The following is a 23,798-nucleotide window of genomic DNA, read 5'->3' as shown; positions in this document are numbered from 1 at the left end:
AATCCAATGAAAGAGCAAGTTCAGCAAACAGGAGTAAGAAAATGGTTTGGCGACGATCTCGTATCGCTACAGGTTGAGACGCTCGATGCGTTTCAATCGTTTTTGCAGGATTTAGGTCCCGTAATTATTCAGGGGTTAAGCATCGATGGCAGTAACCTGGGCTCTGGGGTTGTTGCCATATCCCATGCCGACGGCTACAAGGTTGCTCGTTTTGCTGGGTTAGCCGATGTGGCTCAGTGGCCCGTGTATGTTTTTATCGAAAAAATTGTGGAGACGCGCGAGTATGGCGATACGCAGGTAAAGCCGGTATCGAATACCTACCGCGCAACCTTTGCCTACGAGCAACCTGCTGTTCCATTTCTAACCATTAACCAGAATGGAAATAACGCCTTCTACCTCGATACCATTTTAGCCGATGCCGCCAAGCTAAGCAAAGCCAACCGATTTGCCGAAAGCCAGCGGTTCGATAAGAAGGTGGGCATTGGTAAGGATGCCGATGCTGGCACCATGCTCGATGTAAATGGCCTAACGCAGCTCATGCAGGTGCTTCTACAGTCGTTTTCCTCCAGCGATTTTGTGGCAGGTATGAATGGGCAAGGCTTCTCGCTAGACGAAAATGGGCGCATGGAGATTAAGTCGCTGCTCGTTCGCAACGACATGACCGTGTTTGAACTCATTGTGCAGAAGTTGCGCAGCGTAGGGGGAATGCTGATTGTGAGCGTAGCCAACGGACAAATAAAGGAGGTAGAGGCAATAACAGGAGGTTACCGCTGCACGCTCGACAAGACCACCGAGATGCAAAACCCGTTTGTGGTGGGCGATTTGGTGAAGTGCCAAATGTTTAACGGCAATGTAAAATACTACTGGCGTAAGGTAGTTGCGGTAGATACCGACACCATCGACCTATCGGATACCGACAAGGATGGAACCGGAGTACCGGAGGCAGGCGATACCATTGTGCAGCTGGGCCACTCCACCGATGTAACCCGCCAGAATGCCATTGTTATAGATGCTACGGCTATTCCTAAAATCGACATACTGCAGGGTATTAGTGGCTTCTCGCTTACCAATAAGGTAACCACTCGGTTGGGAGACATGACCGACTTTGGCATGACCGGAATGGGCTTATATACTAATAACGCCAAGTTTACCGGTTACTCTGAAAAAACTGAGGTAGATGCCATTGCTGCCGGGCTGCAGGCTCAGATTGATGGCACCATTTCATCTTGGTTTTTCGACTACGAGCCAACGCTCGACAATGTTCCTGCTGTGAATTGGGGCGATGCCCAGGTTATGGAAATTCACCTTGGCGACCTATTCTACTGGACTTCGATGGGCTATGCCTATCGGTTTCAGAAAGTTGGAAGTGTATTCTCCTGGGCCAGAATTGCAGATACAGATATTACGTTGGCATTAGCCAACGCAGCATCGGCTCAAGCATCGGCCAATACAGCCAACGCGTTGCTGGCCGATATAGCCAGCGATGGAAAACTTACACCCAACGAAAAGCAGAGCACAAAAAAGGAATGGGCCATTATTCAAGCCGAATTTAGCGGGGTAGAATCGGCGGCAGATAACCTCAGTCTTATCTACGACGACTACGACGATGCGTACTATGCTCTGAATGCGTACATTATCCCGTTGCTGGCCAATATGACCACAACCAGCGTAATTGATGCTGCTACGTTCAACGGCATGTTCTCGACCTACTACACTCGAAAGTTAGAGATTCTTAACGCCATCAGCGCTGCAATTAACCTGACTGCCAGCGCTGCGTTAAACCAGGCTAATGCTGTTTTTCCTAGCGATGAAGGCTTAGTGGCACATTGGAGCTTCGACGACGATCCGATTATTCCGGACGGTTCAACTCCGGCCTACCTGAGTGCTGATAAGTGGGTAAAGGGCTTGGATGGTTGGAGTGGCAATAGTGGCGTGGCTGTTTCAGTTGAGCTCGGAGCTATTAAGGCAGATAATCCTAACAACGATAACGGTGCCTCTATTGAAAGAGGGTGGAGTGAATCTTTAAGAGGAAAATCAGCAATCATTAAGGTTCGTAGCAAAAACCCAATCCTAAGCTTTTGTTATTACTCTGGTAGTGATCTAGTTCATCCCGAAAACCCTGTAGTTATTGATCAATATAATTGGTTTGTTCGCTTGGACAACATACAGGTAAATAGCTTTCCATACCTATTCTTTTATGTGAATAATGGTGTTGTTGGAGAAACAGCGTGGTTTGATCTTATCTGGATTGGCAACGTTTCGTTTGCTAGTGAAGTTCGGGACAATTCAGGCAACGGAAATACGCTCTCGGCGGCAAATGGCAGCATAGCAGCACCTAGCGGAGTGAGTGGAAATTCTCGGCGTTTCAATGGTACAGAATACCTTTCAACAGACTCTACGAAATTTAGACTCCCTGCATTTTCATTTTCGGTTTGGTTTAACTCTCCTGGGATGGCTGCAGGCCAGACTGCGGGAGGTATATGGGCTAATACGTTTTTTTGCCGCCTATTTCAACAGCCGAATGGAACAATTTCTTGGTGGTTATGTGATGGAGCATCGTGGTATGACGTTTATTCTACAAAAACACTATTTGGATCATGGCACCATGCAGCCTGTATTTTCGATGGCACTACAATGTATCTTTATATAGATGGAATATTACACGCCTATCGAACCGCCACACTGCAATATCATTCCAATGAGTTTTTTGTTGGCTACGATCCTAACGACGTTCCTTATCACTTTAATGGTTTGCTCGACGAGGCTCGTTTCTACAGCAGAGCCCTAAACTCAAATGAAGTTCTCGGCCTTTATAAATACGTTACAAAAGGCAAGGCTGTTTCTGCAGACATCGAGGCTTCCTACCTAAAGAAAGCATTTTCTGAAGATACAAGTATTACTGGAGGTGTTGTTGCTAGCACACTGCTGAAGGTGGGGGCAACAAACTCTAACGGCGATTGGACCGAGCAGGCCGGTATTAATGGTGCAGGCACTGGAGCAGACACTCCGCGCGTATATGCAGGTGGTTCTTTACAGGATGCCATTAACCGAGTGGCAGGTAATACTTCAAAGCCTATGTCGGTAATTACCGAGGGAGGGGCCATTTATACCGACTCCGGAGAGATTGCCGGGGCCGAAATAACACCAGAAGGTATCGAAAAGGAGCAGTCAATTTCCGACGGGGGAGCCACATTTACCGGTAAGTTTAAGCTCGATTTTGTAAACCAGCTCATCAACTTTTTGCGCGACGGATCCTCAAAGCTGCTCTTGTCGGCAAAAAAGCTTACAAGCGGTATTCCAACACCAACCAACATCAACGTTGGAAGTGGAACATGGCAAAATGAGGTGCTACTTAATGCCAATCCATACACCAGCATAATGGGAACAATTGTTTATGCTGCCAGTGGAGCCTATGATACCACTGCCGTATTTTCCATGCGCGTAGATGCTCCAGAACCGGGCGCAACGGAAACTAGGGTAATTGCTGTTAGCCTTTCAGTAATGCTTAAAATTTGGGCAACCGATTCGAGCGGAAATAAGCTCTACCTTCTTGCCTCTAAGTCGGTTTACCTTAACATTGCCGACGAGAATGCACACCAGCTAACGGTAAAGTCCAACTTCACGGTTGAGAATGCAACCTATGTGCGTCACGAAATTTATATTCAATACAGCGATACCTCCTATATTTACTATGCCGGACCGCACGGAGTTGGTAGCTACAATAATCCAATATTGTGCAGTGTTTACCTCGATCAAGGAACGGTGAGCCATGCAGGGAACACCGAGAATTTTGAAATTGGATACTCAGGATTAAGAATTTTGGCACAAAATCTTTGGTTTTACTTCAACACCAAGGATACTGATAGTAAGCACCTCAGAATTCGCGGTAATGCCGAGCTAATAAATAAGATGGCAACGCAAACGCTCACCTTTGGAAATGGTGGGCTGGCCGTAAACCGATTGACCGTGGCAGGGTTACTCTGTAGCATCCGCGATACGGCTGGAGCCTACTCCATGCTGGCCGCAGACAAGGATAAAACTTGTATCAATTGCATTAACACCAGCGGGAGCATTACAGTAACGCTACCCGACATGAATGCTACGGAGGTGGTAGATGGCCAAACCATTTACTACAACGATGGCAGAGTGTTGCTTGTAACCACCAACACTCAGGGAGTTTCAGTTGTTCCTGTAAGTGGTCAAACGGTAAGAAATACCAGCTCGGTATCGCTCTCCTATAATACCGGATTTATGTTTATTGCCGACAGGGCGAGATTGAATTGGTTAATTGTTGGAGTTGGTTAATAATTGAAACTATGCTACAAATCGCAATCAACAATAGTAACCTGGATTTGCTTCCCGATACCGCCATTTCGGTATCGCTTACAAGTCCAATCTTTAACGACAAGGGAAGTAGCTCGCTGCCTTTTAAGGTTTCGCGCAGCAAGCGGAACATGCTACGGCTTCAGCACCCCGATAGAATTACCGGTAAAACCATTGGTTCGGTTAATTTTCCAACCACCATTAAAAGCGGAACTATTAAGCTGAGTGGGAATAGCGAAATTACAGACCTCGATGCCACCAGCGTTGAGATGGCGCTAAAGATAAACGAGGGCGCGTTCTGGGAGTGGGCAAAAAATACGCCAATGAATGAGCTATCATTCCCCGATGAGACTTTTACTGGAACTGTTTACGATAAAACGGGTGCCTGGTTCGCTAGAGTTAGCGAATCGGTTGATAAGGTGTGGCCAAACGAATACTTTACCTGTTTCCCTGTAATTATTTCTCGCAGTACCGACGCTGCAGGACAGGTAAATTTTAGAATTCTGAATGCACCAAACCTAAATAATGGTGAATTTTGGCAAAGGAATGAAAGCACGGTGATTGGGCTTACCGATTTCTCTCCATTCCTATACCTTAATGCCGCTATTTCGCTCATATTTCAGTCGTATGGCATACGAGTTTCATACAATTTTCTAGATACTATCGACGAATTTAACCGCATGGCAATAATTAATAATGCTACCATGCCCATACGCGACGGTTATCTTCACTGGAACGAGCTGCTTCCAAGCGATAGCGTAAGTAACTTTATTAGCTGGATAGAAGGCAAGTTCCCCGTTCATTTCTCGGTGGATATGAATAAGCGGGAAGCTCAAATTCTCAGTATTGAAGATATTTGCCTTAAGTTCGACCCAATTACCGTAAACGGCAAGCTCGATGTGATAACCGATGATGCCAGGCCGCTGAGTATGACCAGCGACCATTTATCGTCTCAGTATGCCAAGCCTGCTCAATATTCCCAAGCGTTTATAGAAGGGTTACCGTTCTCATACGTTAATACTGGAATTTATTACCCAGAAAGAACCATCTACCTAGATGATCGTTCTGTTCCCGATAGGGTGAACTACCCCGATAAAATTATATTGGTACTGTCGATGAACTGCTACTTTTTTATGCATTGGGTTCAAAACGATGATAAAACAGCCTGGCAGTATATTTCAACGCTCGTTGGTAGCCGCGACTATGATATAACTTCCACCGAGGATAACGCTAAGAAAATTGAAACATCGCTTTGCGTTCCTGCAATGGACCATCCAACGTTACGGGGTAATCTTATTGTGGGAGGGGTTTCGTTTGATGGTACCGTTGAAACGCTAATGCTCCCATCTTACGAGGAAAAGTTAAAGGATTTTGCTGATGATTTCTTTGGATTAAATGCCTACAACGATAGTGTTAATTTCACTCCTGCGCTGTGCACCTATAGGGGAAAGCATGGGCTATTTGTTAACTATGTTGATGGAGGCGTTAATAAAACGCTTACCAGCCATATTGCTTGGGGTAGTCCATTCCTTTACGACTCCTATAATCTGCGATTTAACAACCCTGCTCCAAACACGCACCAGCTGTTTGATGATAAGATTAGCCTTCAGCTGGTAGGTGACGATGGTCTTTATGAGCGATTCTGGAAGTTTTACGCCAATATTTACATTAGTTCGGCCAAGCCGGTAAGCGTAACTAGCGGGTTGCAAAACTTTAAAAATCCACGCTTCGACAGGCTATACCGTATCGATGGAAATAACGTGCTGCTAAACGAGGTTAAGCAAACGCATACCAATAGTAAGGTTACCGTTGACGAGGTTACGGCCTACACCGTTAAGCATTACGAATAGTAATGCCATCGAACGCGGTGTGCATTTGTGCTACCTTCTTCTCCTCCGAAATGTGCACGTAAATCATTGTATCGGCAATGGATGCGTGGCCAAGCAAGCGCTGCAGCGTAGCCACATCGTTTGTTTTTGATAGAAAGTAGGTTGCAAAGGTATGCCTTGCGCTGTGGAAGCTGAGCGCTTTATCGATACCGCACATATCGGCAATATCCTTTAAATATTCGTTTGTTTTTTGGTCGGAGTAAGTTTCGAATACCGATCCCCTAACCCGATGTGGAGCCACCTTCTTTATGAGCATACGAATAGGATCCGTAAGCGGGATAGTTACAATGTTAGAGTTCACATTTTTTGTTTTAACAGGTCGCAGTACTATAAACTCCCCCACAACATTCTCCAGGCAAAAGGCATTTACGTCGCTCAAGCGGAACCCCGTGAAGCACGAGAACAGAAAATAGCCAAGCACCTTATGCAGATTTGGCTTCAACCACTCCTTATTATACTTGTCGATAAGATTCAATAGCTCCTCCTCCGTTAACCAAAGCCGCTCAGCCTTATGCCGGTGCAGCTTTACCACGTCGAAGGGGTTGTGCTCCATCAACTTTTTTCGGATAGCCTTGGAAATGTAGGTTTTTAGGGTAACCATATTCTTATGAATGGTATTCCCCCCATTCTTTATTTTTTTGAGCCCTTTCTGCATGTCGTTTATAACATCCTCGGTAATATCCTTGGGCTGAAGGTTCGGCACCAGCTCGCGCAGCTTATTTACGGTAGACATTTGGCCGCGAAAAGTATTCTCCGAAATATTTCCCCTACGGCTCTTGATCTCCCGCTCCATAAAATCCCAAAAATCGACATAAATGGTAGGGTTGGTGTATTCCTTAAAGAATTCTTCCTTCGTAATTGTTTTTTGCTGCAGGCGAAAGCGCACAAAAACGTTGTTTATTGCATCTACCTGCTTACTTATAATTAGATTTTGGTCGCGCGATTGCTTGGAATTACCCCTCACCCGCTGCTTTTCCTTATCCCACTCTTCGGGCTTAACATAGATATCCATTGGTATTTTTACCGACTGTCTTTGTATGTAGAACTTGGCATACAGCGAGTTAGTTCCATCCTTTCGGGTGTAATCCTCACGAATATAAACAGTTACGTTCGCCATTTTTTTGCGGGTTGTTTCTGGGACTACAATTTGCTAAAACATCAGTAAACAGGGCAATCTAAAAATCAATCAACTGCTTGAGTTCATTACAAAAACCCAAAGCCGGAAAGAGTTATCTTTCCGGCTTGTGGTGCCACGTGCAGTCGAATGTGTTTTGTGAAAGGCCAACATTTAAAGGGGTTTAAATGGTGTTGGTGATAAAATTGGGACGTTTTTGGGACTACAACTATTTCTTCTCGGCTCGGTAAATGTAGGTAGAGATGGCCTCCTTTACCGTTTTTAGCATGGTACGGAGCTCGGCATCGTTGGGGCCCGTTAGTTCATAAACTTCGCTTGGCTCGGCTACCAGGCCTTGTGTATCTTTTTGGATAACCATCTCTCCAACTCCAAGCATTAACCACTGCGGACTTATTTGCGGATACCTGGTTAAAATACTATGCAGCACGCTATAGTTAGGCTGCTGACTGCCATCGTTGTATCGGTATAGCTGATTGCGTAGAACACCTATCGACTTCGAAAAGTCGGAGGCAGTTAATCCACTCCATTTTTGTATTAGCGTAATGCGCTGACCTAGTGAATTATACATTTTAAATGTATTTTTTTCGTCAATTAATTATCTTTTTAGATACACATTAGTATCTTTTAACATACATTTGTGACACAATACAAACACAAATGTAAATCATTTGACAACAAAAGTAAATACCAAAAAAATGGGAGACATGAACTTGGACACTATTAGGCAGCATCTCACCTGGGGCGATAGGGTTGAAATAGCAAAAACGCTCAAGGTTACTAAGCAGTATGTTAACGCAGTGCTTAGGGGAAAACGTTACTCTATTGCAGTTCTAGAGGAGGCCGTTAAGATTGCACAGAAAAATAAGGAGCGAAAGGAAGAGCTGAACGCTAAAATACAATCGCTATGAACCTACCGGCCGGATTGTGCGATAATAACCTAGAGGTTTTTATGCACGAGGGTATTTTAAAAGCATCGTTCGATGGCAAAATTCAACTTTTCGACGATTTGCCCGAGGATATTAAGACCATCTTTTTAGACTATATGCTCGAAAACCCAACTGCCATTAAGAGCATGCACTCCATGGGAAAATCGGACATTAACGAAATGCTGATTCAGTATGTTTCCTGCCGATTTGGTGGCTTCGACAATAATCCCGACTTAAACCCCGAAACCCAAAAACTTCTTCCTGAATATTGGGATTGCGGCCACCGAAACGCCTGCCCATTTGAGGGTAAGATTTGCGAAATGGTGAAGGTTGGTGATACCTACCTTACCAAAAGGGAGATTATGGTGATACAGGAAATTGCGCTGGGATTTCCCGATAAAAACGCTGCCGACAAGCTCCATATTTCCGAGTTAACCTTCGTGGTTCACAAGCGAAATATCTATGCCAAAATGGGCATAAACTCCAAAACGGAGCTCGTAACCTTTGCCATTAAGAACAACATCGTTTCACTTTAAACCTTAACTATATGACCGTTTACATTGCTGGTCCCATGACAGGGATCGAACAGGGCAACCTACCCGCTTTTTTAAAAGCAAAAGCCTTTTTTGAAGGTAAAGGGTTCGACGTTATTATTCCCCACTATATTGCCAAGGAGAAGCCATTCCTTGACTATGGCGCACTCCTCGCCCACGATATTTTTACCATTGGCACCCGATGCCACATTGTAGCCATGCTCGAAGGATACAGGGATAGCAAGGGCGCTATGGCCGAATATGTTTTTTGCAGAGCCGCCAATAAGCTCATTCTCCACGCCGAAAACGGAGCACCCATACAGCCCGAATATATGGTTAGCGGCAAAATTGAGTCCGGAGACGATGATTCAATGGACAGCATTGTTGAACAGTGCCAAATTAGGCGACATGGAATTTACCCAACAATACGCGAGAAACTTTCTGTTGAAGGTGATTGCGCAGCGGGAGATTATACTCCGCAACAATAGAAGCAGGCGCAACAGCCTGGCAATGGCCAACACTACGGAAGCCGTTAAGCGGTTGCTGCTGGCCTACCCCTACAATTCGGAGATTAAAATTGCCGGATTCATACTACGCCACCGGAGCGAGCTGCTTGCAATTGCTCCAGGTGAAGGAGCCTCCAACCACGAGGCGGTTTACGAAAAGCTACACGAACTAATTAAACAAGCAGAGCAATGCCTTACTATAGAATTGAGCACCCAACAGGAACTTCCTTTGTAAGCACCGGCGAAAGCACCTCCCTTGAGGTTAAGCGGGTAAACGAAACGGTTTCTATAGCCCACAATCCATATCCTTTTACCCACAAGCCAGAAGGCTGCGATCTTATGCTGATAGATGAACGCGAGTTTGTTCACCAATTCGACTCGGCACTATATGATATTACACACAGAAAATAAACTACCATGAAAATTCCACAAACTAGGGTTATCGTTCAGGGAGTTGAGCGACCCAACGCGGCAAAAAATCTATTCAAAATATTGGTTATTGAGCCCGGTTACGTTGACCGATTCGACTCCAACAAAAACACAAAGGATAAAAACTTCACGCTGCTATGGTTCCACGAGCACTGCGACCTTAAAAAGGGAGATAAGATTGAGGCTACCATTTTTGTGAACTCCAACGAGTGGATTGCTGATAATGGGAAAACGGAATACTCACCTTACCTGGTGCTCAACCAATTTAAGCCCTTTTAGCCATGCCAGCAAAAGATAGCGTTCACATTGGCAATGCCATGGAGAAGGCCCGACGAACGAAACCCATCGCAACCGGCATTGAGGGCCTTGCCGGGATGGAGCGCCGAATAATCGATAGCAAAACTATCATCTTCATTAACCCTAACAAGGGAAACCTGAAAAAACGGTAAAATGATTCCACAAGATATTATTGATAAAATCAACGATCTTCACATTGAAGAGGTAGTGCAAAAGTGGGGCGTTACGCTCAAGAAGAAGGGTGCTAGCCTGGAGGCATGCTGCCCTATTCACGGCGAAAAAACGCCCAGCTTTAAGGTCCACGTTGGCAAAAACATATTCAAGTGCTTTGGATGCCAGGCAGGCGGAGGACCAGTGTCGTTTGTAATGCAGGTAGATAAGGTGGAGTGGATTGAGGCCATTAAGCGTATTGCCGATAAGTTTGGTATACCAATTCCCTTTACCGACTCCTCGCCGGAGGAGATTAAGGAGCACGATAAGCGCGAATCGCTCATGGTGGCCAACGAGGTAGCCTTTCGCTACTTTCAGCAAGCCTACACCAACAGCGGCGAGGCCAAGGCTTACGCCACCGCTCGGTGGAGCGACGATAGCATTAAGCTCTTTGGCATCGGCTGGGCTCCCGACGATTGGAATGGGCTAAAGGATTGGGCTACCAAAAATGGCGTGAAGCTGGAGATACTAAAGGAGGCTGGATTGCTGGCCGAAAGTAAGGGCAAGCTATACGACTTCTTCCGCGGAAGGCTTACCATTCCGGTTTACAACAAGTATGGACGCATTGTAGCATTTACCGGTAGGTTGCTGCAGGAGGTTGACGGTCAGCCCAAATACCTCAATACGCCCGAAACAACCATCTACCAGAAAAAGAGCATCCTTTACGGCATATACCAGGCGCGTAGCGAAATTATGAAGGCAGAAACAGCCTTTCTGGTGGAAGGAAACCCCGACGTAATTCGCATGCACGAACTGAAGCAGGGCAACACTGTTTCGGCAATGGGAACCGGGTTCACGCTGGAGCACTGCAGCGAGCTAAAGCGGATGTGCAGCACCGTTATAATGGTTTCCGAAACCGACAATGCCGGGTATAAGTCGGTAATGCGAAACGGCAACATGCTCATAAAGGAGGGCTTTGATGTGTTTGTGCTCGACCTTCCAGAGGAGTTTAACACCGATGGTTCGCGCGTAAAGCACGATGCCGACTCCTTCTTTAAAACCACCAAGCAGCTGCAGGAATACCGGAAGGAGCACACCTACGACTTTATTATGTGGATGGCCGAAAGGCTGCTGAATAACGTTTCGGTAGAAAAAAAGCAATCGGCCATTGACGATCTTTGCCACCTTATTGCCAGCACCGGGAGCTCCTCCAAAATTGAGTACTACATCCACAACCTTTCGCAGGTATTTAAGCCAAAGAAGATGTGGCGCGATCGCGTTAAGGCCATTCTGGCCGAAACCGAGCCAAAGGAGGAGAGCAAGCTACCCAAAAATGTGAACTCAAAGGAGTTCGAAAAGTATGGCTTCTACGCCGATCACAACTGCCTACACTTCTCCGGCAAGTTTGGGATCCAGCGCGCCTCCAACTTTGTTATTGAACCATTATTCCATGTTTCAAGCATAAATGCCAAAAGACTGTTTAAAATTCGCAATGAGTTTGGAGCAGAAGAAATGGTGGAATTTAAGCAGGAGGAGCTTATTGCCCTTGCTAAATTTAGGCTCAAAGTGGAGGGCCTTGGCAACTACATTTGGGAAGGTGGAGAAAGTGAATTAATGAAGTATAAAAGGTTTCTATACGAGAAAACGGATACCTGCTACGAAATTGTGCAGCTGGGGTGGCATAAAGATGGCTTTTGGGCGTGGGGCAACGGTGCCTTTACCGATGCGTTTGTAAAGGTTTCGCCGCTTGGCATATTTACCGTTAAGGGTAAGAACTACTACCTTCCTGCCACCTCCAACATTTTCGACCATGAAGATCAACTATTTCAGTTTGAGCGAAAGTTTGTGCATGTCGATACGGGAACCATCTCTTTTCCAGATTATGCTAGACAACTCATTAAAGTTTTTGGTGATAATGCAAAAATTGGTATTTGCTTCTATCTCTCCACTCTTTTCAGAGATCTGATTTTTAACGCTGTAAAGTTTTTTCCAATACTTAATATCTTCGGACCGAAAGGAACCGGTAAAAGTGCAATGGCAAAGAGTTTGATGGCATTTTTTGTAGTCAAAAATAATGCTCCAAACATCAACAACGCTACCATTCCTGCGCTGGCCGATGTGGTTAGTCAAGCACGAAATGCTTGCTGCCACCTAGATGAATATAAAAACTCATCGGATATTGATAAAATTGAATTTCTAAAAGGTCTTTGGGATGGTTCTGGCCGTACTCGGATGAATATGGACCGAGATAAGAAGCGCGAAACAACCAGCGTGGATGCGGGAGTAATACTTACTGGTCAAGAAATGCCAACTGCCGACAATGCGCTATTTTCAAGGTTGATATTTATAACGTTTACCCAAACAACCTATACGGTATCGGAGGCTAATGAGTTCGATAAATTAATGGCCATCGATCAAAAAGGGTTAAGCCATATAACAAACTCTATTTTAACTCACCGAAGCAAAATAATAGAAGGATATATGTATTCATGGGAGTATGTTAATTCTGAAATAAATAAGATTATTGCCGGAGTTAAAGTAGAGGAACGTGTTTTTAAAAACTGGACTGTTATTGCAGCTACCTACCACTGCTTAGAAAGTTATATTTCTCTTCCTTTTTCATCAAAGGAAATAATAAAACTTTCGGCAGAATATCTAATGCGCCAGAGTGTAGAGACCGTAAGAAGCAATGAGTTATCAACGTTCTGGAATATTGTAGCCTATTTAGTTCAGGATGGTCAAATTTTCAATGAGGCCGATTTTAGAATAGAACATCTCAGCATTTTAAAAACTGACAAAATAGATGTTGAATGGAGTACTCCAAAAACCGTTCTATTTATAAATCACACCAGAATTTTTCAACTCTATCGCAAAAATGGTAAAATATCGAGCGATAAAATACTCCCAATTAACACCCTTCAGTATTACTTACAAAACAGTAAAGAATATTTGGGTCTTAAAAAGAGTATGGCGTTTAAAGTAATGGACCAGCAAACTCGTGGTTTCTCTGAGGAAACGGTAACAGGAGATTGGGGCGAAACAAGAAAGGCCAAGCGATTAAACATTACTACGGCCTATGCTTTCGATTATGAAGCAATTGGAATTAATATCAACTACATTTTGGAATCGGAGAATAAAAAAATAACTCCGGTAGAAGATGTTAAGGAAAATGAGTTAGCAAAAACAGAGTTGCAACAAGGTGATTTTCCATTCTAGTTTTTTAAAAACGCTAGAATAGACAATAAAAAGTAAACTAACACAACTAACTGAACTAACTCTCTATTAATGTATATATTATCTTCTTAAATGGTTTTAAAAAATAAACTAACTATAACTAACAAAAACTAACAAACTTTCATAATTTCAAAAAACACTGTATAAAAACTAAAAAAAGGTTAAAAATGAAGAAGTTAGTTTTGCTTAATTACTGGTTTATTGATACTTAGTTGTGTTAGTTCATTTTTTTTACTTTTTAGTGTCTCTTTTAAGATTTTTAATTTTTTCTTTAAAGCAATGGAATACGCCGATAAAGTGCTTCAATACCTTACAAACACGGTTAAAGTGGGTGAACCAATAGCCGTTAACCTGCTATCGAAAAACCCCGAGCAGTTTGTGGCAACGGTAAAAATGCTCATGGATGGAGGTTTTCTTTCGATGCGGGAGTGGGAGTTTAGCAACGATTACACCCACATACGGAGGTTAAGGCTCCCCACCGATGGGTTTAAACCCGCAATAGGTAGCACCGATAGAGGCGCATTCTACACCCAAAGTAATTTAAACGAAAAGGAGGAATAGCAATGGAAACAATGAGATACGAAAGAGTAGCCAATGCAATTATTGCAGCATCGGGATTTACTCAGGAATCGTTGACCTATAAGAATAGGCGTAGGTTTCTGGTATTGACCAGGCAGGTAGTTTTTTACGCGCTTATAAATAATAAGCTATGCACCCTTACTGAGGCTGGAGAAATATTTGAGAAGGACCACGCTACCGTATCGCATGGGAAAAAAACGATAGAACTATTGCTCGAGACAAAATATCCCGCTGAACTATACGAATATGCTACAACTCTAATAAACATAGCCAATGAAGTCATTAACAGTAGTGTGCCCAAGGTGCAAGGGCAACGGAACCTTAGAGGTTTTTCAGCACAGCAGCCACCACGGCAGCACAACCACAACGGAACCATGCCCCCTATGCGGAGGCGACCGGGTTATGCTGGAGCAAACGGTAACCCGCCTTATCCGATTAGCCGAATGCGCCTGCAGCAGCAAGGAATCACCCAATAATTTACTAGAGATAGAATCCTAACATTTAACACACACTACCATGAACACAAATAAAAAATTAGCCAGGATTGAATCCGAAAGGCAATTCATGCTCAAAGAGCAGCGCATTTCTAAAATGCTAAACCACACCAGCCCATACAACCACGTAAGCGCTGAGAACGACAAGCCGGAAGGTCCAATATTTATACTTCTGCTTGCTATAATTGGGCTTATTGGCGGCTTTGCGGCAGTTATTGTATTAGCCACGTTGGCTTTGGCATTAATGCATAGCTGGGGGTTGATGTAATGAGAACACCCATGGACCTAACCCACATTTCTCTATTTACCGGAATTGGAGGCATAGACCTAGGGCTTGAGTGGGCTGGATTTCGAACCATTGCCACCTGCGATAATAGGCCATTTCCCTATAAGCTGCTTAAAAAACGATTTCCAAACGCAATTCATCACACCGACATTTATGAAACAGACTTCACCGTATATGCAAACCATGCTACAATTCTCAGCGGAGGATTCCCATGCCAACCGTTCAGCATTGCCGGACTCCGGAGAGGCTCGCACGATGACCGCTACCTCTGGCCGGAAATGCGCCGAGCGTATAGGGAAGCCCAACCCAGCTGGATTATTGCTGAAAATGTGCCTGGCATCACCAGCATGGCGCTCAAGAATAGTTTTTCTACAGTGGAAAATAGTGCGCAAACCATCCGTTACTACCAAAACATTCTACCCTCGATCATCGAGCAATTGGAGGCAGATGGCTACTCGCTCCCGTCAACACTTGATGGGCAACCAATCATACTGTCTATTCCAGCTGCAGGTGTCAACGCCCCGCACAAGCGGCAGCGAATCTTCATTATCGCTCATAAAAACTCCAACAGCAACGCTAATGGAAAGCTGCAAGCCGCATGGAGTGAGTGGTTCAACGGGAACGCTGGCACAGCAGGTAAGGTGGAACCTTCTGCCAACCATAACGGCATCGACTTCAACCTTTCAGGATTTAGTGCAGAGCAACTTTCACAGTTCGAAACGTCCAAAATATTCGGAGATAACATTACCATCAATTCAAAAATTGCTTCCAACAATAACGTCCAGCGAAGCAAAGGCCGGTGCGGTTCCAGTGCTCGGCCGCCGATCGCAAAAAAAAACAGGGCAGAACTTCAGCTACAAGCTGATAGATTATGCCCACAGTGGATTGCTGCCAACGCCTTATGCACTGGAAGGAAAAAAGGCGAGCAAGAATATGAATCAGAACTGCCTTACCAGAATGATAAAGCGGGGCGAGCTTATTCCAACGCCAACCTGTCAGGACAAGAAGAACTCAGCGCTTCCACCATCTCAGGTAGACAGGGATTCAATACCGGGCTACCTCTTGAGGCATGGAGCAGCTGGCCTACTCAATCCCCTATTTGTGGAGGAGATGATGGGATTCCCAATAGGGTGGACCGACTTGAGTCTTTAGGCAACGCGGTAGTTCCGCAGATACCATACATTATTGGAAGTTTTATACGAGAAATTGAAGAGTTACTTAACGAATAAAGGAGAAATAGCCATGAAAGGAATCCTCTTTAAAGATTTCCTGATAAAGCAGATTGCTGCAGGAGCCAAAACAATGACACGTCGAACCAAGGGGTTGGAGGTAATTAATGAAGTGCCTTCTCGTTACATGCATACCGCGCATAATTTTAAAAATGGTCAATCCATTTTTTTAAATATGCTTACCGGAGATAACGTTTTTGTTAAGCCAGAATACCTAATTGGCGAGGTAATTTACGTTAAGGAAAACTACATACCCGATTATTTTGCAGACCGAACAACGGCCTACGGAACCGACTGGAACTCTGTTCCTGAACTTCTTATCCATAAACCAAAATACAAGAGCAAGCTAATGATGCCAGAGCGCGAGGCACGCTACTTTTTAACCATTACCAACGTGCGTGTTGAACGGTTGAAGAGCATTACCGAGGCCGATGCCATTTCGGAGGGAGTGGAAACTATTCCACTGCAAGATATTGTTGCATACAAAATGTATATGCCTTACAAGGGGTTTGAAATGTGGGTTACATCTGCAGTAGAGTCATTTTATTGGCTCATAAAATCAATTAGCGGTAACGGAACTTGGGAAAATAACCCTTGGGTATGGGTGTATGAGTTTGAACTGAAAAAAAGAGATTAACTAATATACAAACTACTTTTCAAATTTAATTTAATAGCTAATAAAATGGAGACAAAAAAACTAACTAAAAAGCGAACAGCCACCAGCGGAAGCAAGAAGGTGAAGCCTCACCGGTTTAACTCGGTGGGGGAAATAATTAGCGATCCTATTTTTATTGGGATGGTGGAGCAAAAGGTGAAGGAGCTAAAAACTGGCAGGTTGTCGCGACCTGCGCCAAAGCCAGGCTTCTACTACAAGCGAGATTGGTACGATAGAATGCAGGATGAAGGCAACGTAACCAGCACGTTTTTCCTTACCAACATCGAAAGCATTTGGGCTAAAAAATCGAGCCTAAGCAGCGAGGTAAGGAGCATTGTTCAGCAGGTGTGCGAAAGGGCCCTGCGCGAAACCCTGTTGGCATACCATAAGCTGGAGGTTCATACGGAAGCAATTAATAACCTCAGAAAAAAGGAGGAGCAATGAAAAACCCAGGCTTGGGCGATTACCTTCTATGGGAGGGTAAACCAGCAAAAATTATTGGCGAAACGGATAGCAGACAGGTAATAATAGATCTGCTCGAAAATTGCAAATGCCCACACTGCCAAGGCGACTTGGGCAAGAAGAAAATTCACGCCATTGTTTCTTCTCCCCAATTTCAGCAAGGAGCCGAAAAGATGCCAACGATTAAGGATTAAAACCATAATCATTAACCTAATTTCAACATTATGATTACAGAAAAAGAAGATTTCAATTATACCAGAGCCGCGAAAATAGACGTGAGCGATGGGTGTGTAAAATGTATCTGGCTGGAGCGTTCAAAGGAAACCGAGTTTGATAATGAAAATAGTGTAAGGCTAACAGATGGTGAGAATGCTTTAATAGAGTTTGAAAATGGTAAAAAGATGATAATTACCAATAGCGAGTGGGCAAGTCTTAATTGGCTATAACGGTGGTGGTATGAAATCGAAGCGGATTGCGAGCTACACCATTTTCCCGATGCAGGGAAATTGGTACGGGTGATGCGCTTCGAGAACCACTTAAACCGCTTTGTTTTATACAACGTGTTAACTGCTGGGCTTTGTTATTAAGAATGAAAATAAATAACACAATTGTGTGAAAATAATTACTAAAATACTTGCATGCGTCACACAAATGTGTTATCTTTACTTCATCAAATAACAATAAAACATACAACGATGAAAACAAAGATTGAAATAGGAACAAAGGTAAACGGAAGCAAGGGATTAGGTATTATTTCCTCTATAATTACAAAATCTACTGGCTATGTAGAAGTTACTTATAATTCGGGAATTGTAAAAAAGGAAATGGCTTATAATTTAACAGACGAAAATGGAATCGAATTAAAATCGAAACCAGCTAACCAAAAAACATCTGCCGAAAAATTACACGAAAAACTTAGTATTACTTCAAACACTCCAGCATCATGGATGAATGCAGACGGAACTAAGAATTATGAAGCTTATAACGATTTTTTGGAAGAAAGAGAAAGAGCAGCAAGAAATTCAAAATCATTTTAATTTTAAAATTAAAACAATGACAACTGCCGAAAAAATTAAAACATGGAATGAGCTGCCATCTCATGAAAAAGTGGCTATGGGGGACCATTATATAACACATGAATCAAATTTGAAGGCGTGGGATAAGCCCTATGAAGAATTAAGCCCTTTAAAACAAAAACGAGTTATTCAAAATATTGAAGATTTTTCAAAGGTTAAGTTTCATGGAATAATTGGAAGCGGAATTGATACCGGCACCTTAGAAGAAAACATTTTTAAAAATGGTAGAAGACATATTGATGCTTCTGAATTAATCAACTGGGGCGAATTGAGCCGGATGCTTTCCGGCTCACGCCAAACAGTTCGTAAAAATAAAATACCTAAGATTCATCAGCCTTTTATAGATGATTTGATAAAGGCAATGAACAAAGTAATTAAAAAACGAACTGACAACGAAGCGGGTCTTTAGCCTTGCAGTTAACGTTGATGGTATGAAATCGGTTGGGCTGCGATGCTCTGACCTGTCAAAATACCACAACGTTTGAAACGGGCTGAAATGCTCGAATAACCACAGATACCCAATTGTTTTATACCGTGTGTTACCGCCCGTTTTTGTTTGTTGTCTAAAAATAAATAGAAATATTTTGAAAATAATTACAAAAATACTTGCACAATAGAAAAATGAGTTGTATATTTACATCATGAAACAACAACGAAGCTGTTTCTCTAAAAACAAACAAAATGAAATCATCAGCATTACAATTAGCAAAACAAATCGTAAACGATAACAAAAGTTTTATCGAAGGTAACATCGCAGAATATATGATTCAAGAAGTTGATTCAAACGATAACAATTTCTATCAGTATTTAACAGATGAAGAAATTGAAGAGATGAATGGTAATGTTCAAAAAACACAAGAATTAGGCGAAGAAGTTTATACAATGCTTAAAGAAAATTTCAATTACGACATTTCAGAATTTGTTTACTAATGAAAAGACAAAGCGTAATTATTCTGATTTACCCCGACAAAGAGCCAATTTGCCGGGGTAATTTCAAAAAGCTTTGTGAAGAATTTGGATTTCCATATCATTCACTTAAGATGAAAGATTTTCCTATCGTTTTAAACGATGCTACAATTTACCGTGTGCCGTTTCTATGAATGGGCGGTAACTAGTTTATAACCTTAGCTCAAAATATTGAACCACATGAAAAGTGTTGAATCTATTGAACAAATTAAGAAACTGATTGGCGAATCAGTTCATAACGGCGAATTGAGTAACAACGATTTGGTTCAAATTATTGAGCTATGTGGTTCCTATCTTAACCCTCTAACAATAGCAACTTATGCGAGAATACATGGAATAAGCTACAACGGGGCAAAGAAAAAAAGAAAGACACCCCTCCTTGGTGTTAATTATATTATTGATAATGACTGAAGGGCAACATGTGAACATACCGTTCCTCTCTTTTTTTTGAAACAACTGCATCTTTTTAGATACAGTTGTTTCTTTTTAGTGCTATATTTGTGAAAACGTTAGGCCAATGGGTTTTACAATTTCGGTGGCTGTTAAGCCTGTTCTCAAGGAGTTTATTGAGTGCGTTCACGGAAGCTCTACCATTGTTCTCAAGGAGGACGACCTACTTAGCCAAAAGGTAAAATACATCCTACAGCGCATGCCATCGGACTTTATTCCGGTAAACCACGATCCTTGCTCCATAAAAATTGAGATAGGCGACGTTTTTATGTTCAAAACCCGCTCGGGGGGTTGCCTATTCCATGCCGATCCTCAGTATCGGTCGTTTCTAAATGCCAGGCTTCAGCATATATTGGCCAAGGAGCTCAATAAGGGCTTCAAGGAAATAATGCACAACTACGTGCTAGCCTATGCCAGGGCAGGGAGGGAGCAAAACGAGGGCATTGAGGACTTCTGTAGCGTGTATAACCTTACCATGAACGCCATAACCTTCGACATGCTAAAAAAGAGCTGGCAGCGCAGCGATCAGTATCAAATGTTTAAAAAACTCCGTATCACCATGTCCCCCGCAAATTTATAGCCATGAGCACCCCATACGACAACCTAGGTGGAATTACTTCGCTCGACATTTCGGGTATCAGCAACATCCTACTTTTTACCGAAATTGGTAATAGTAGGGCTATCCAATTCCACGACGGCAAGGCGTGGACCTCACTCCCATTCTCCTACGGGTCTGCAATGCTATCGGAGGAGCCTAACGATTCCGATGCCGGTGAACTTCTTATGCAGAAGGTAGTATTTAGGCTTCCGGGTATTAATGCCGACAACCTTCAACTGCTGGTTGGATTACGGAATACCCGCGTGGTGGCTAAGCTGGGAACCGAATCGGGAGCAGCTATTGTTATGGGCAGCGTAAACTTTCCGGCTACCGTTACCTACCGCACCATACCCGGAGCACTGGCCTCGGATTATAGCGGTTATGAAGTAACCATACAGGCTAAGAGCACTACCCCAATGGGCCTGTTAGTCCTTTAAAGTTCTGACTCAGCACACTACCATTGCGGTATAAACGTGCTGCACATGAATCCTTTCTTTTTAAGAATTATGCGGGAACCCTGGGCTATTAATCCCGAGGTTGCCCAAGATTACGTCGATGCGCTGGCTAAGCTTATCGAGGGAAAGCTCGTTTTTGAAGGCGATCCAGCAAAGTATGCGCCCACCATAATGCAGGGTGCATATCCTAAAGGTATAAAACCCAGGGCCTCCATGGCCAATAGTGGATCAGGTCGTGGGAGGAGCGGTAGTGTGTCGCTCATTCCCATTACCACTCCCCTTATGAAATACGATCAGGAGTGCGGTCCGCGCGGCATGCTCTCCATAGCCAACTACATTAAAGCCGCCGATGCCAACACCTCCATCGATGGTATTATTCTTTACCTCGACTCGCCCGGTGGAACCGTTGCCGGAACAAAGGTGCTTGGTGAGGTTATTCGCAACGTGCAGAAGCCAATTTTTGCTTTTGTAAGCGATATGGCCGCAAGCGGAGCCTACTGGCTTGCCTCTCAGTGCGACCAAATTGTGGCCGAAAACGGAAATGCGCAGGTTGGCTCCATTGGAGTTATGTTATCGTTTAAGGATGTTCAACCGGCATTGGAGCAGCAGGGCGTTAAGTTTCACAATATAGTATCATCCCTAAGTGAGGATAAGAATAGGCTAACTGATGAGGTTCGCAATGGGGAATACGATAATACCCGAACTACCGTGCTAGATCCGCTCGCGCAAGGATTTATTGATACGGTAAAGAGCACCCGCGGTAGCAAAATAACCGACGAAACCATTTTTAAAGGCCGAATGGAGTTTGCACCAGGTGCGCTCACCGTTGGCCTTATCGACAAAATTGCCAGCCTCGACGAAACCGTTTCGATGGTTCTCGCCTACGATAAAAAACCAATTCAAACCCCAAATAACCCAAAAAGCAAAATGAACAAATATCCGTTGATGCTTGCTGCGCTTGGTCTCACCGAGATTGAGGCAGACCAAGATGGCTATGCTGCACTTTCCGAAGAGCAAATGGCCAAAGTAGAGGGTGCCTTGGTTGCTGCCAACGCGGCCACCCAAAAGGCAACCGACGATCTCGCCGCGGCCACCGCTGCCTCGGAAACACTCACCGCTACAATTGCAGCCAAGGATGGCGAAATTGCTCAGCTGAAATCCGAAAAGGAGGCAATTCTTAAGGGCAAGGCAACCGAGTCGGCCACCTTGGTGGTTGAAAAAGAGGTTGATGCCGTTGTGGTAAACCCGGACTTGGCTGCTGTAAAAAGCATGACTTCTTCCGAAAGGCATGCCTACCTGAAGGCGAAGGGTTACTAAAATTACTAATTCTTAAAAACGATACAAATGGCTGAAGTTATTAATATTGAGGGGTTAAGCCAAGCGGCAAAAACCTACGATCCAATGCTAAAAGCACTCCCATCGCTAACTCTCGATCCGGTGTTTACTGCCATGGGCATTAACCTGCTTGAGGTTGCCGATGGAGAGAACATCGAAATTACGCAGCAGCGTAGGGGTGGTGTGCTTAAACCTCTTTCGGTTACTGCTGCATCCAACAAAGATGCCTCCGAGCAGGAGCTCATTAAATTTGTGGAAATGGGTCTAACTCCGAAGTTGGCCTACGCTGCCGTTAAGGATAACATTCTCAACTACACCAACCAGGTGAAGATTTTGAACAATGTTACCAAGGTGAATAACCAAACCAAGGAGCATCCATTTGCTGCGCAAATTGTGATGGCCAAGGTTACCACCGTAGCCGAGGACATGATTGATGCAGCGTTTCACTCCAAGCGTGACGAGGCCGACGAAAGCCCAATGGGCATTTGCGATGGCTTCTACACCATTCAGGATAACTTTGTTGCCGATGGTGAAATTTCGGAAGCAAAGAAAAACCTAATTGCTATTGGCGATTTAACGGCTCCGGCTGACGAAACCGATATAACGGCTTACCAAACCATTTTGGATTGGTTGCGCGCATTACATCCGCTGATGCGTAATAGCCAGTTTGCATGCTACATTCCTGGCGATATGCTGTTGAACATTATTGATGCAACGGGGAATAAGTTCCGTTATTTGCAAGATGTTAACCGCTCTGTGGTTGAAACCATGCTCAGGGAAAAGGCTAACGCTCCTGGCTTAAATATCAAAACCTCTCCCATGCTGGGAACCGGAACCCGGATTTTCGCATGTTCCCTTGGTTCGCTCGATTACGGGTTAACCTCACTTGGCGATCGCGACTTTGTTCAAATTAGACAACCATACGAAAATCCAAACTGGATTCAATTTTGGTTGCAGTTCAAGGCTGGCCAGCGCATAAAGAACCTTCACCCAAAGGCTTTTGCCATGACCGGAGGCACCACCGAGAGTTTACTCCTTAGCGGAGATTACTCCTAACATCCAATAAGGGGGCAGCAATGCCCCTATTTTTCAACCTTCTAATTTTATAAAAAATGAAAAATAGTAAATCGATACTGAGCTTTCTCTTCTCTGCCCTGATTTTCGGGGTATTCATGCTTTTGGGCTCTAACCCAGCCGAAGCATCCGGCGTAACTGCCTGCGCTACATTTGGTGTTGGTGCCATTGAGTGGCCCGATGGTGAGGAAAACATGGGCGGTCTCGACAACATTATTCACTTTATACCCATATCGTGGATAGGTACCGAGGCGAAGCTCGTAGACAATCCTACTACCGATGAGGAGAAGTGCGTAATTACCGACACCCACACGCTTGCTGCTACTAAGTATTGGCGTGAGGTGTACTGCACCGAGGGAACGGTAAAACTTACCCCCGAAAATCAGGGAGATATTGACAGCTCTTCCTTCCGGCCAAAAGGTGAGTTTACTCACCCCGGTAATAAGACCCAGGCCATTGCGTTTTCGCGCGATGTAAACAATACTCCGTGTATTGTTCTCTTCCACGACAACGGCGTTCGATTTCAGGTTGGAACCGTTGCCCGTCCAGCTCGTATTAAGCCATCGTGGGATTCCGGCGCAAAGGGATCCGATCACAAGGGGTTCAAGTTTGCCGTTGAAGCCGACAGCAAGGTTATCCTCACCGAATATCGTGGGGCAATTGCGCTGAGCGAAACGGAGACGCTGCCTGCAGTGTCCTAATATCCTAACCCATGAA

The 23,798-nt window shown here is 44.1% G+C and carries 29 protein-coding genes; 27 read left to right on the top strand and 2 right to left on the bottom strand.

Annotation, left to right across the window (positions count from 1 at the left end):
* Nucleotides 1–6: 6 nt before the first annotated feature.
* Nucleotides 7–4,305, top strand: a complete 4,299-nt coding sequence (locus VMW01_16535; protein HUW07855.1) for a LamG domain-containing protein — start codon at nt 7–9, stop codon at nt 4,303–4,305.
* A gap of 11 nt (nt 4,306–4,316) precedes the next feature.
* Nucleotides 4,317–6,173: a hypothetical protein gene (locus VMW01_16530; GenBank protein ID HUW07854.1), complete on the top strand. Its 1,857-nt coding sequence runs from the start codon at nt 4,317–4,319 to the stop codon at nt 6,171–6,173.
* Here the strand turns inward: VMW01_16530 and VMW01_16525 are convergent.
* Both VMW01_16525 and VMW01_16520 read right to left on the bottom strand, forming a co-directional pair.
* On the bottom strand, nt 6,157–7,329 hold the full coding sequence (locus tag VMW01_16525; GenBank protein ID HUW07853.1) for a site-specific integrase: 1,173 nt from the start codon (nt 7,327–7,329) through the stop codon (nt 6,157–6,159). The two genes, VMW01_16530 and VMW01_16525, sit on opposite strands and share 17 nt — an antisense overlap.
* Before the next feature lie 226 nt (nt 7,330–7,555).
* Entirely contained in the window at nt 7,556–7,915 is a 360-nt protein-coding gene (locus tag VMW01_16520) for a hypothetical protein (protein HUW07852.1), read from the bottom strand.
* Nucleotides 7,916–8,051: 136 nt separating this feature from the next.
* Here VMW01_16520 and VMW01_16515 point away from each other — a divergent pair, with 136 nt between their 5' ends.
* The 25 genes from VMW01_16515 to VMW01_16395 all read left to right on the top strand — a co-directional run bounded on the left by VMW01_16515 (nt 8,052) and on the right by VMW01_16395 (nt 23,782).
* On the top strand, nt 8,052–8,255 hold the full coding sequence (locus VMW01_16515; GenBank protein HUW07851.1) for a hypothetical protein: 204 nt from the start codon (nt 8,052–8,054) through the stop codon (nt 8,253–8,255).
* Entirely contained in the window at nt 8,252–8,809 is a 558-nt protein-coding gene (locus tag VMW01_16510) for a LuxR C-terminal-related transcriptional regulator (protein HUW07850.1), read from the top strand. Before VMW01_16515 ends, VMW01_16510 begins: the two co-directional genes overlap by 4 nt.
* Nucleotides 8,810–8,820: 11 nt before the next feature.
* Nucleotides 8,821–9,294 (top strand): DUF4406 domain-containing protein, encoded by a 474-nt coding sequence (locus tag VMW01_16505; GenBank protein ID HUW07849.1) that lies wholly within the window; start codon nt 8,821–8,823, stop codon nt 9,292–9,294.
* A 22-nt stretch (nt 9,295–9,316) separates the two neighbouring features.
* Nucleotides 9,317–9,547 carry a hypothetical protein gene (locus tag VMW01_16500; protein ID HUW07848.1) on the top strand — a complete coding sequence of 77 codons (231 nt, stop codon included), beginning with the start codon at nt 9,317–9,319 and terminating at the stop codon, nt 9,545–9,547.
* Complete coding sequence (locus VMW01_16495; GenBank protein HUW07847.1) at nt 9,502–9,723, top strand: hypothetical protein; 222 nt, start codon at nt 9,502–9,504, stop codon at nt 9,721–9,723. The genes VMW01_16500 and VMW01_16495 overlap by 46 nt, the downstream gene beginning before the upstream one ends.
* A 6-nt stretch (nt 9,724–9,729) precedes the next feature.
* On the top strand, nt 9,730–10,020 hold the full coding sequence (locus tag VMW01_16490; protein HUW07846.1) for a hypothetical protein: 291 nt from the start codon (nt 9,730–9,732) through the stop codon (nt 10,018–10,020).
* Between the two features lie 2 nt (nt 10,021–10,022).
* Nucleotides 10,023–10,190 (top strand): hypothetical protein, encoded by a 168-nt coding sequence (locus VMW01_16485; GenBank protein HUW07845.1) that lies wholly within the window; start codon nt 10,023–10,025, stop codon nt 10,188–10,190.
* 1 nt (nt 10,191) lies between these two features.
* Nucleotides 10,192–13,404 carry a DNA primase gene (gene dnaG / locus VMW01_16480; GenBank protein ID HUW07844.1) on the top strand — a complete coding sequence of 1,071 codons (3,213 nt, stop codon included), beginning with the start codon at nt 10,192–10,194 and terminating at the stop codon, nt 13,402–13,404.
* 297 nt (nt 13,405–13,701) lie between these two features.
* A complete protein-coding gene (locus tag VMW01_16475) occupies nt 13,702–13,983 on the top strand; it encodes a hypothetical protein (GenBank protein HUW07843.1) in 282 nt (93 codons plus the stop codon).
* Between the two features lie 2 nt (nt 13,984–13,985).
* Nucleotides 13,986–14,477 carry a helix-turn-helix domain-containing protein gene (locus VMW01_16470; protein ID HUW07842.1) on the top strand — a complete coding sequence of 164 codons (492 nt, stop codon included), beginning with the start codon at nt 13,986–13,988 and terminating at the stop codon, nt 14,475–14,477.
* A gap of 40 nt (nt 14,478–14,517) precedes the next feature.
* Nucleotides 14,518–14,763: a hypothetical protein gene (locus VMW01_16465; protein HUW07841.1), complete on the top strand. Its 246-nt coding sequence runs from the start codon at nt 14,518–14,520 to the stop codon at nt 14,761–14,763.
* Nucleotides 14,764–14,774: 11 nt separating this feature from the next.
* Nucleotides 14,775–16,010 (top strand): DNA cytosine methyltransferase, encoded by a 1,236-nt coding sequence (locus VMW01_16460; GenBank protein ID HUW07840.1) that lies wholly within the window; start codon nt 14,775–14,777, stop codon nt 16,008–16,010.
* A gap of 13 nt (nt 16,011–16,023) precedes the next feature.
* Complete coding sequence (locus VMW01_16455; GenBank protein HUW07839.1) at nt 16,024–16,647, top strand: hypothetical protein; 624 nt, start codon at nt 16,024–16,026, stop codon at nt 16,645–16,647.
* Between the two features lie 45 nt (nt 16,648–16,692).
* Nucleotides 16,693–17,109 (top strand): hypothetical protein, encoded by a 417-nt coding sequence (locus VMW01_16450; protein ID HUW07838.1) that lies wholly within the window; start codon nt 16,693–16,695, stop codon nt 17,107–17,109.
* Nucleotides 17,106–17,321, top strand: a complete 216-nt coding sequence (locus VMW01_16445) for a hypothetical protein (protein HUW07837.1) — start codon at nt 17,106–17,108, stop codon at nt 17,319–17,321. The genes VMW01_16450 and VMW01_16445 overlap by 4 nt, the downstream gene beginning before the upstream one ends.
* A 30-nt stretch (nt 17,322–17,351) precedes the next feature.
* On the top strand, nt 17,352–17,573 hold the full coding sequence (locus VMW01_16440; GenBank protein ID HUW07836.1) for a hypothetical protein: 222 nt from the start codon (nt 17,352–17,354) through the stop codon (nt 17,571–17,573).
* Nucleotides 17,574–17,822: 249 nt separating this feature from the next.
* Nucleotides 17,823–18,164 (top strand): hypothetical protein, encoded by a 342-nt coding sequence (locus VMW01_16435; GenBank protein HUW07835.1) that lies wholly within the window; start codon nt 17,823–17,825, stop codon nt 18,162–18,164.
* Entirely contained in the window at nt 18,100–18,612 is a 513-nt protein-coding gene (locus VMW01_16430; protein ID HUW07834.1) for a hypothetical protein, read from the top strand. The genes VMW01_16435 and VMW01_16430 overlap by 65 nt, the downstream gene beginning before the upstream one ends.
* Nucleotides 18,613–18,884: 272 nt before the next feature.
* Complete coding sequence (locus VMW01_16425) at nt 18,885–19,133, top strand: hypothetical protein (protein ID HUW07833.1); 249 nt, start codon at nt 18,885–18,887, stop codon at nt 19,131–19,133.
* Between the two features lie 216 nt (nt 19,134–19,349).
* Complete coding sequence (locus VMW01_16420; GenBank protein HUW07832.1) at nt 19,350–19,580, top strand: hypothetical protein; 231 nt, start codon at nt 19,350–19,352, stop codon at nt 19,578–19,580.
* Nucleotides 19,581–19,686: 106 nt separating this feature from the next.
* Nucleotides 19,687–20,199 (top strand): hypothetical protein, encoded by a 513-nt coding sequence (locus VMW01_16415; GenBank protein ID HUW07831.1) that lies wholly within the window; start codon nt 19,687–19,689, stop codon nt 20,197–20,199.
* A 2-nt stretch (nt 20,200–20,201) separates the two neighbouring features.
* On the top strand, nt 20,202–20,654 hold the full coding sequence (locus tag VMW01_16410; GenBank protein ID HUW07830.1) for a hypothetical protein: 453 nt from the start codon (nt 20,202–20,204) through the stop codon (nt 20,652–20,654).
* A 45-nt stretch (nt 20,655–20,699) separates the two neighbouring features.
* Complete coding sequence (locus VMW01_16405) at nt 20,700–21,989, top strand: S49 family peptidase (GenBank protein HUW07829.1); 1,290 nt, start codon at nt 20,700–20,702, stop codon at nt 21,987–21,989.
* Nucleotides 21,990–22,016: 27 nt separating this feature from the next.
* Nucleotides 22,017–23,063 carry a hypothetical protein gene (locus VMW01_16400; GenBank protein ID HUW07828.1) on the top strand — a complete coding sequence of 349 codons (1,047 nt, stop codon included), beginning with the start codon at nt 22,017–22,019 and terminating at the stop codon, nt 23,061–23,063.
* Nucleotides 23,064–23,119: 56 nt separating this feature from the next.
* Nucleotides 23,120–23,782 (top strand): hypothetical protein, encoded by a 663-nt coding sequence (locus VMW01_16395; protein ID HUW07827.1) that lies wholly within the window; start codon nt 23,120–23,122, stop codon nt 23,780–23,782.
* Nucleotides 23,783–23,798: the final 16 nt, after the last annotated feature.

Origin of the sequence: Williamwhitmania sp., assembly GCA_035529935.1 — a bacterium.
In the GTDB taxonomy this organism is placed as follows: Bacteria; Bacteroidota; Bacteroidia; order Bacteroidales; family Williamwhitmaniaceae; genus Williamwhitmania.
Note: the sequence above shows the minus strand (reverse complement) of the source record. Positions and strands in the feature narration are given on the sequence as shown.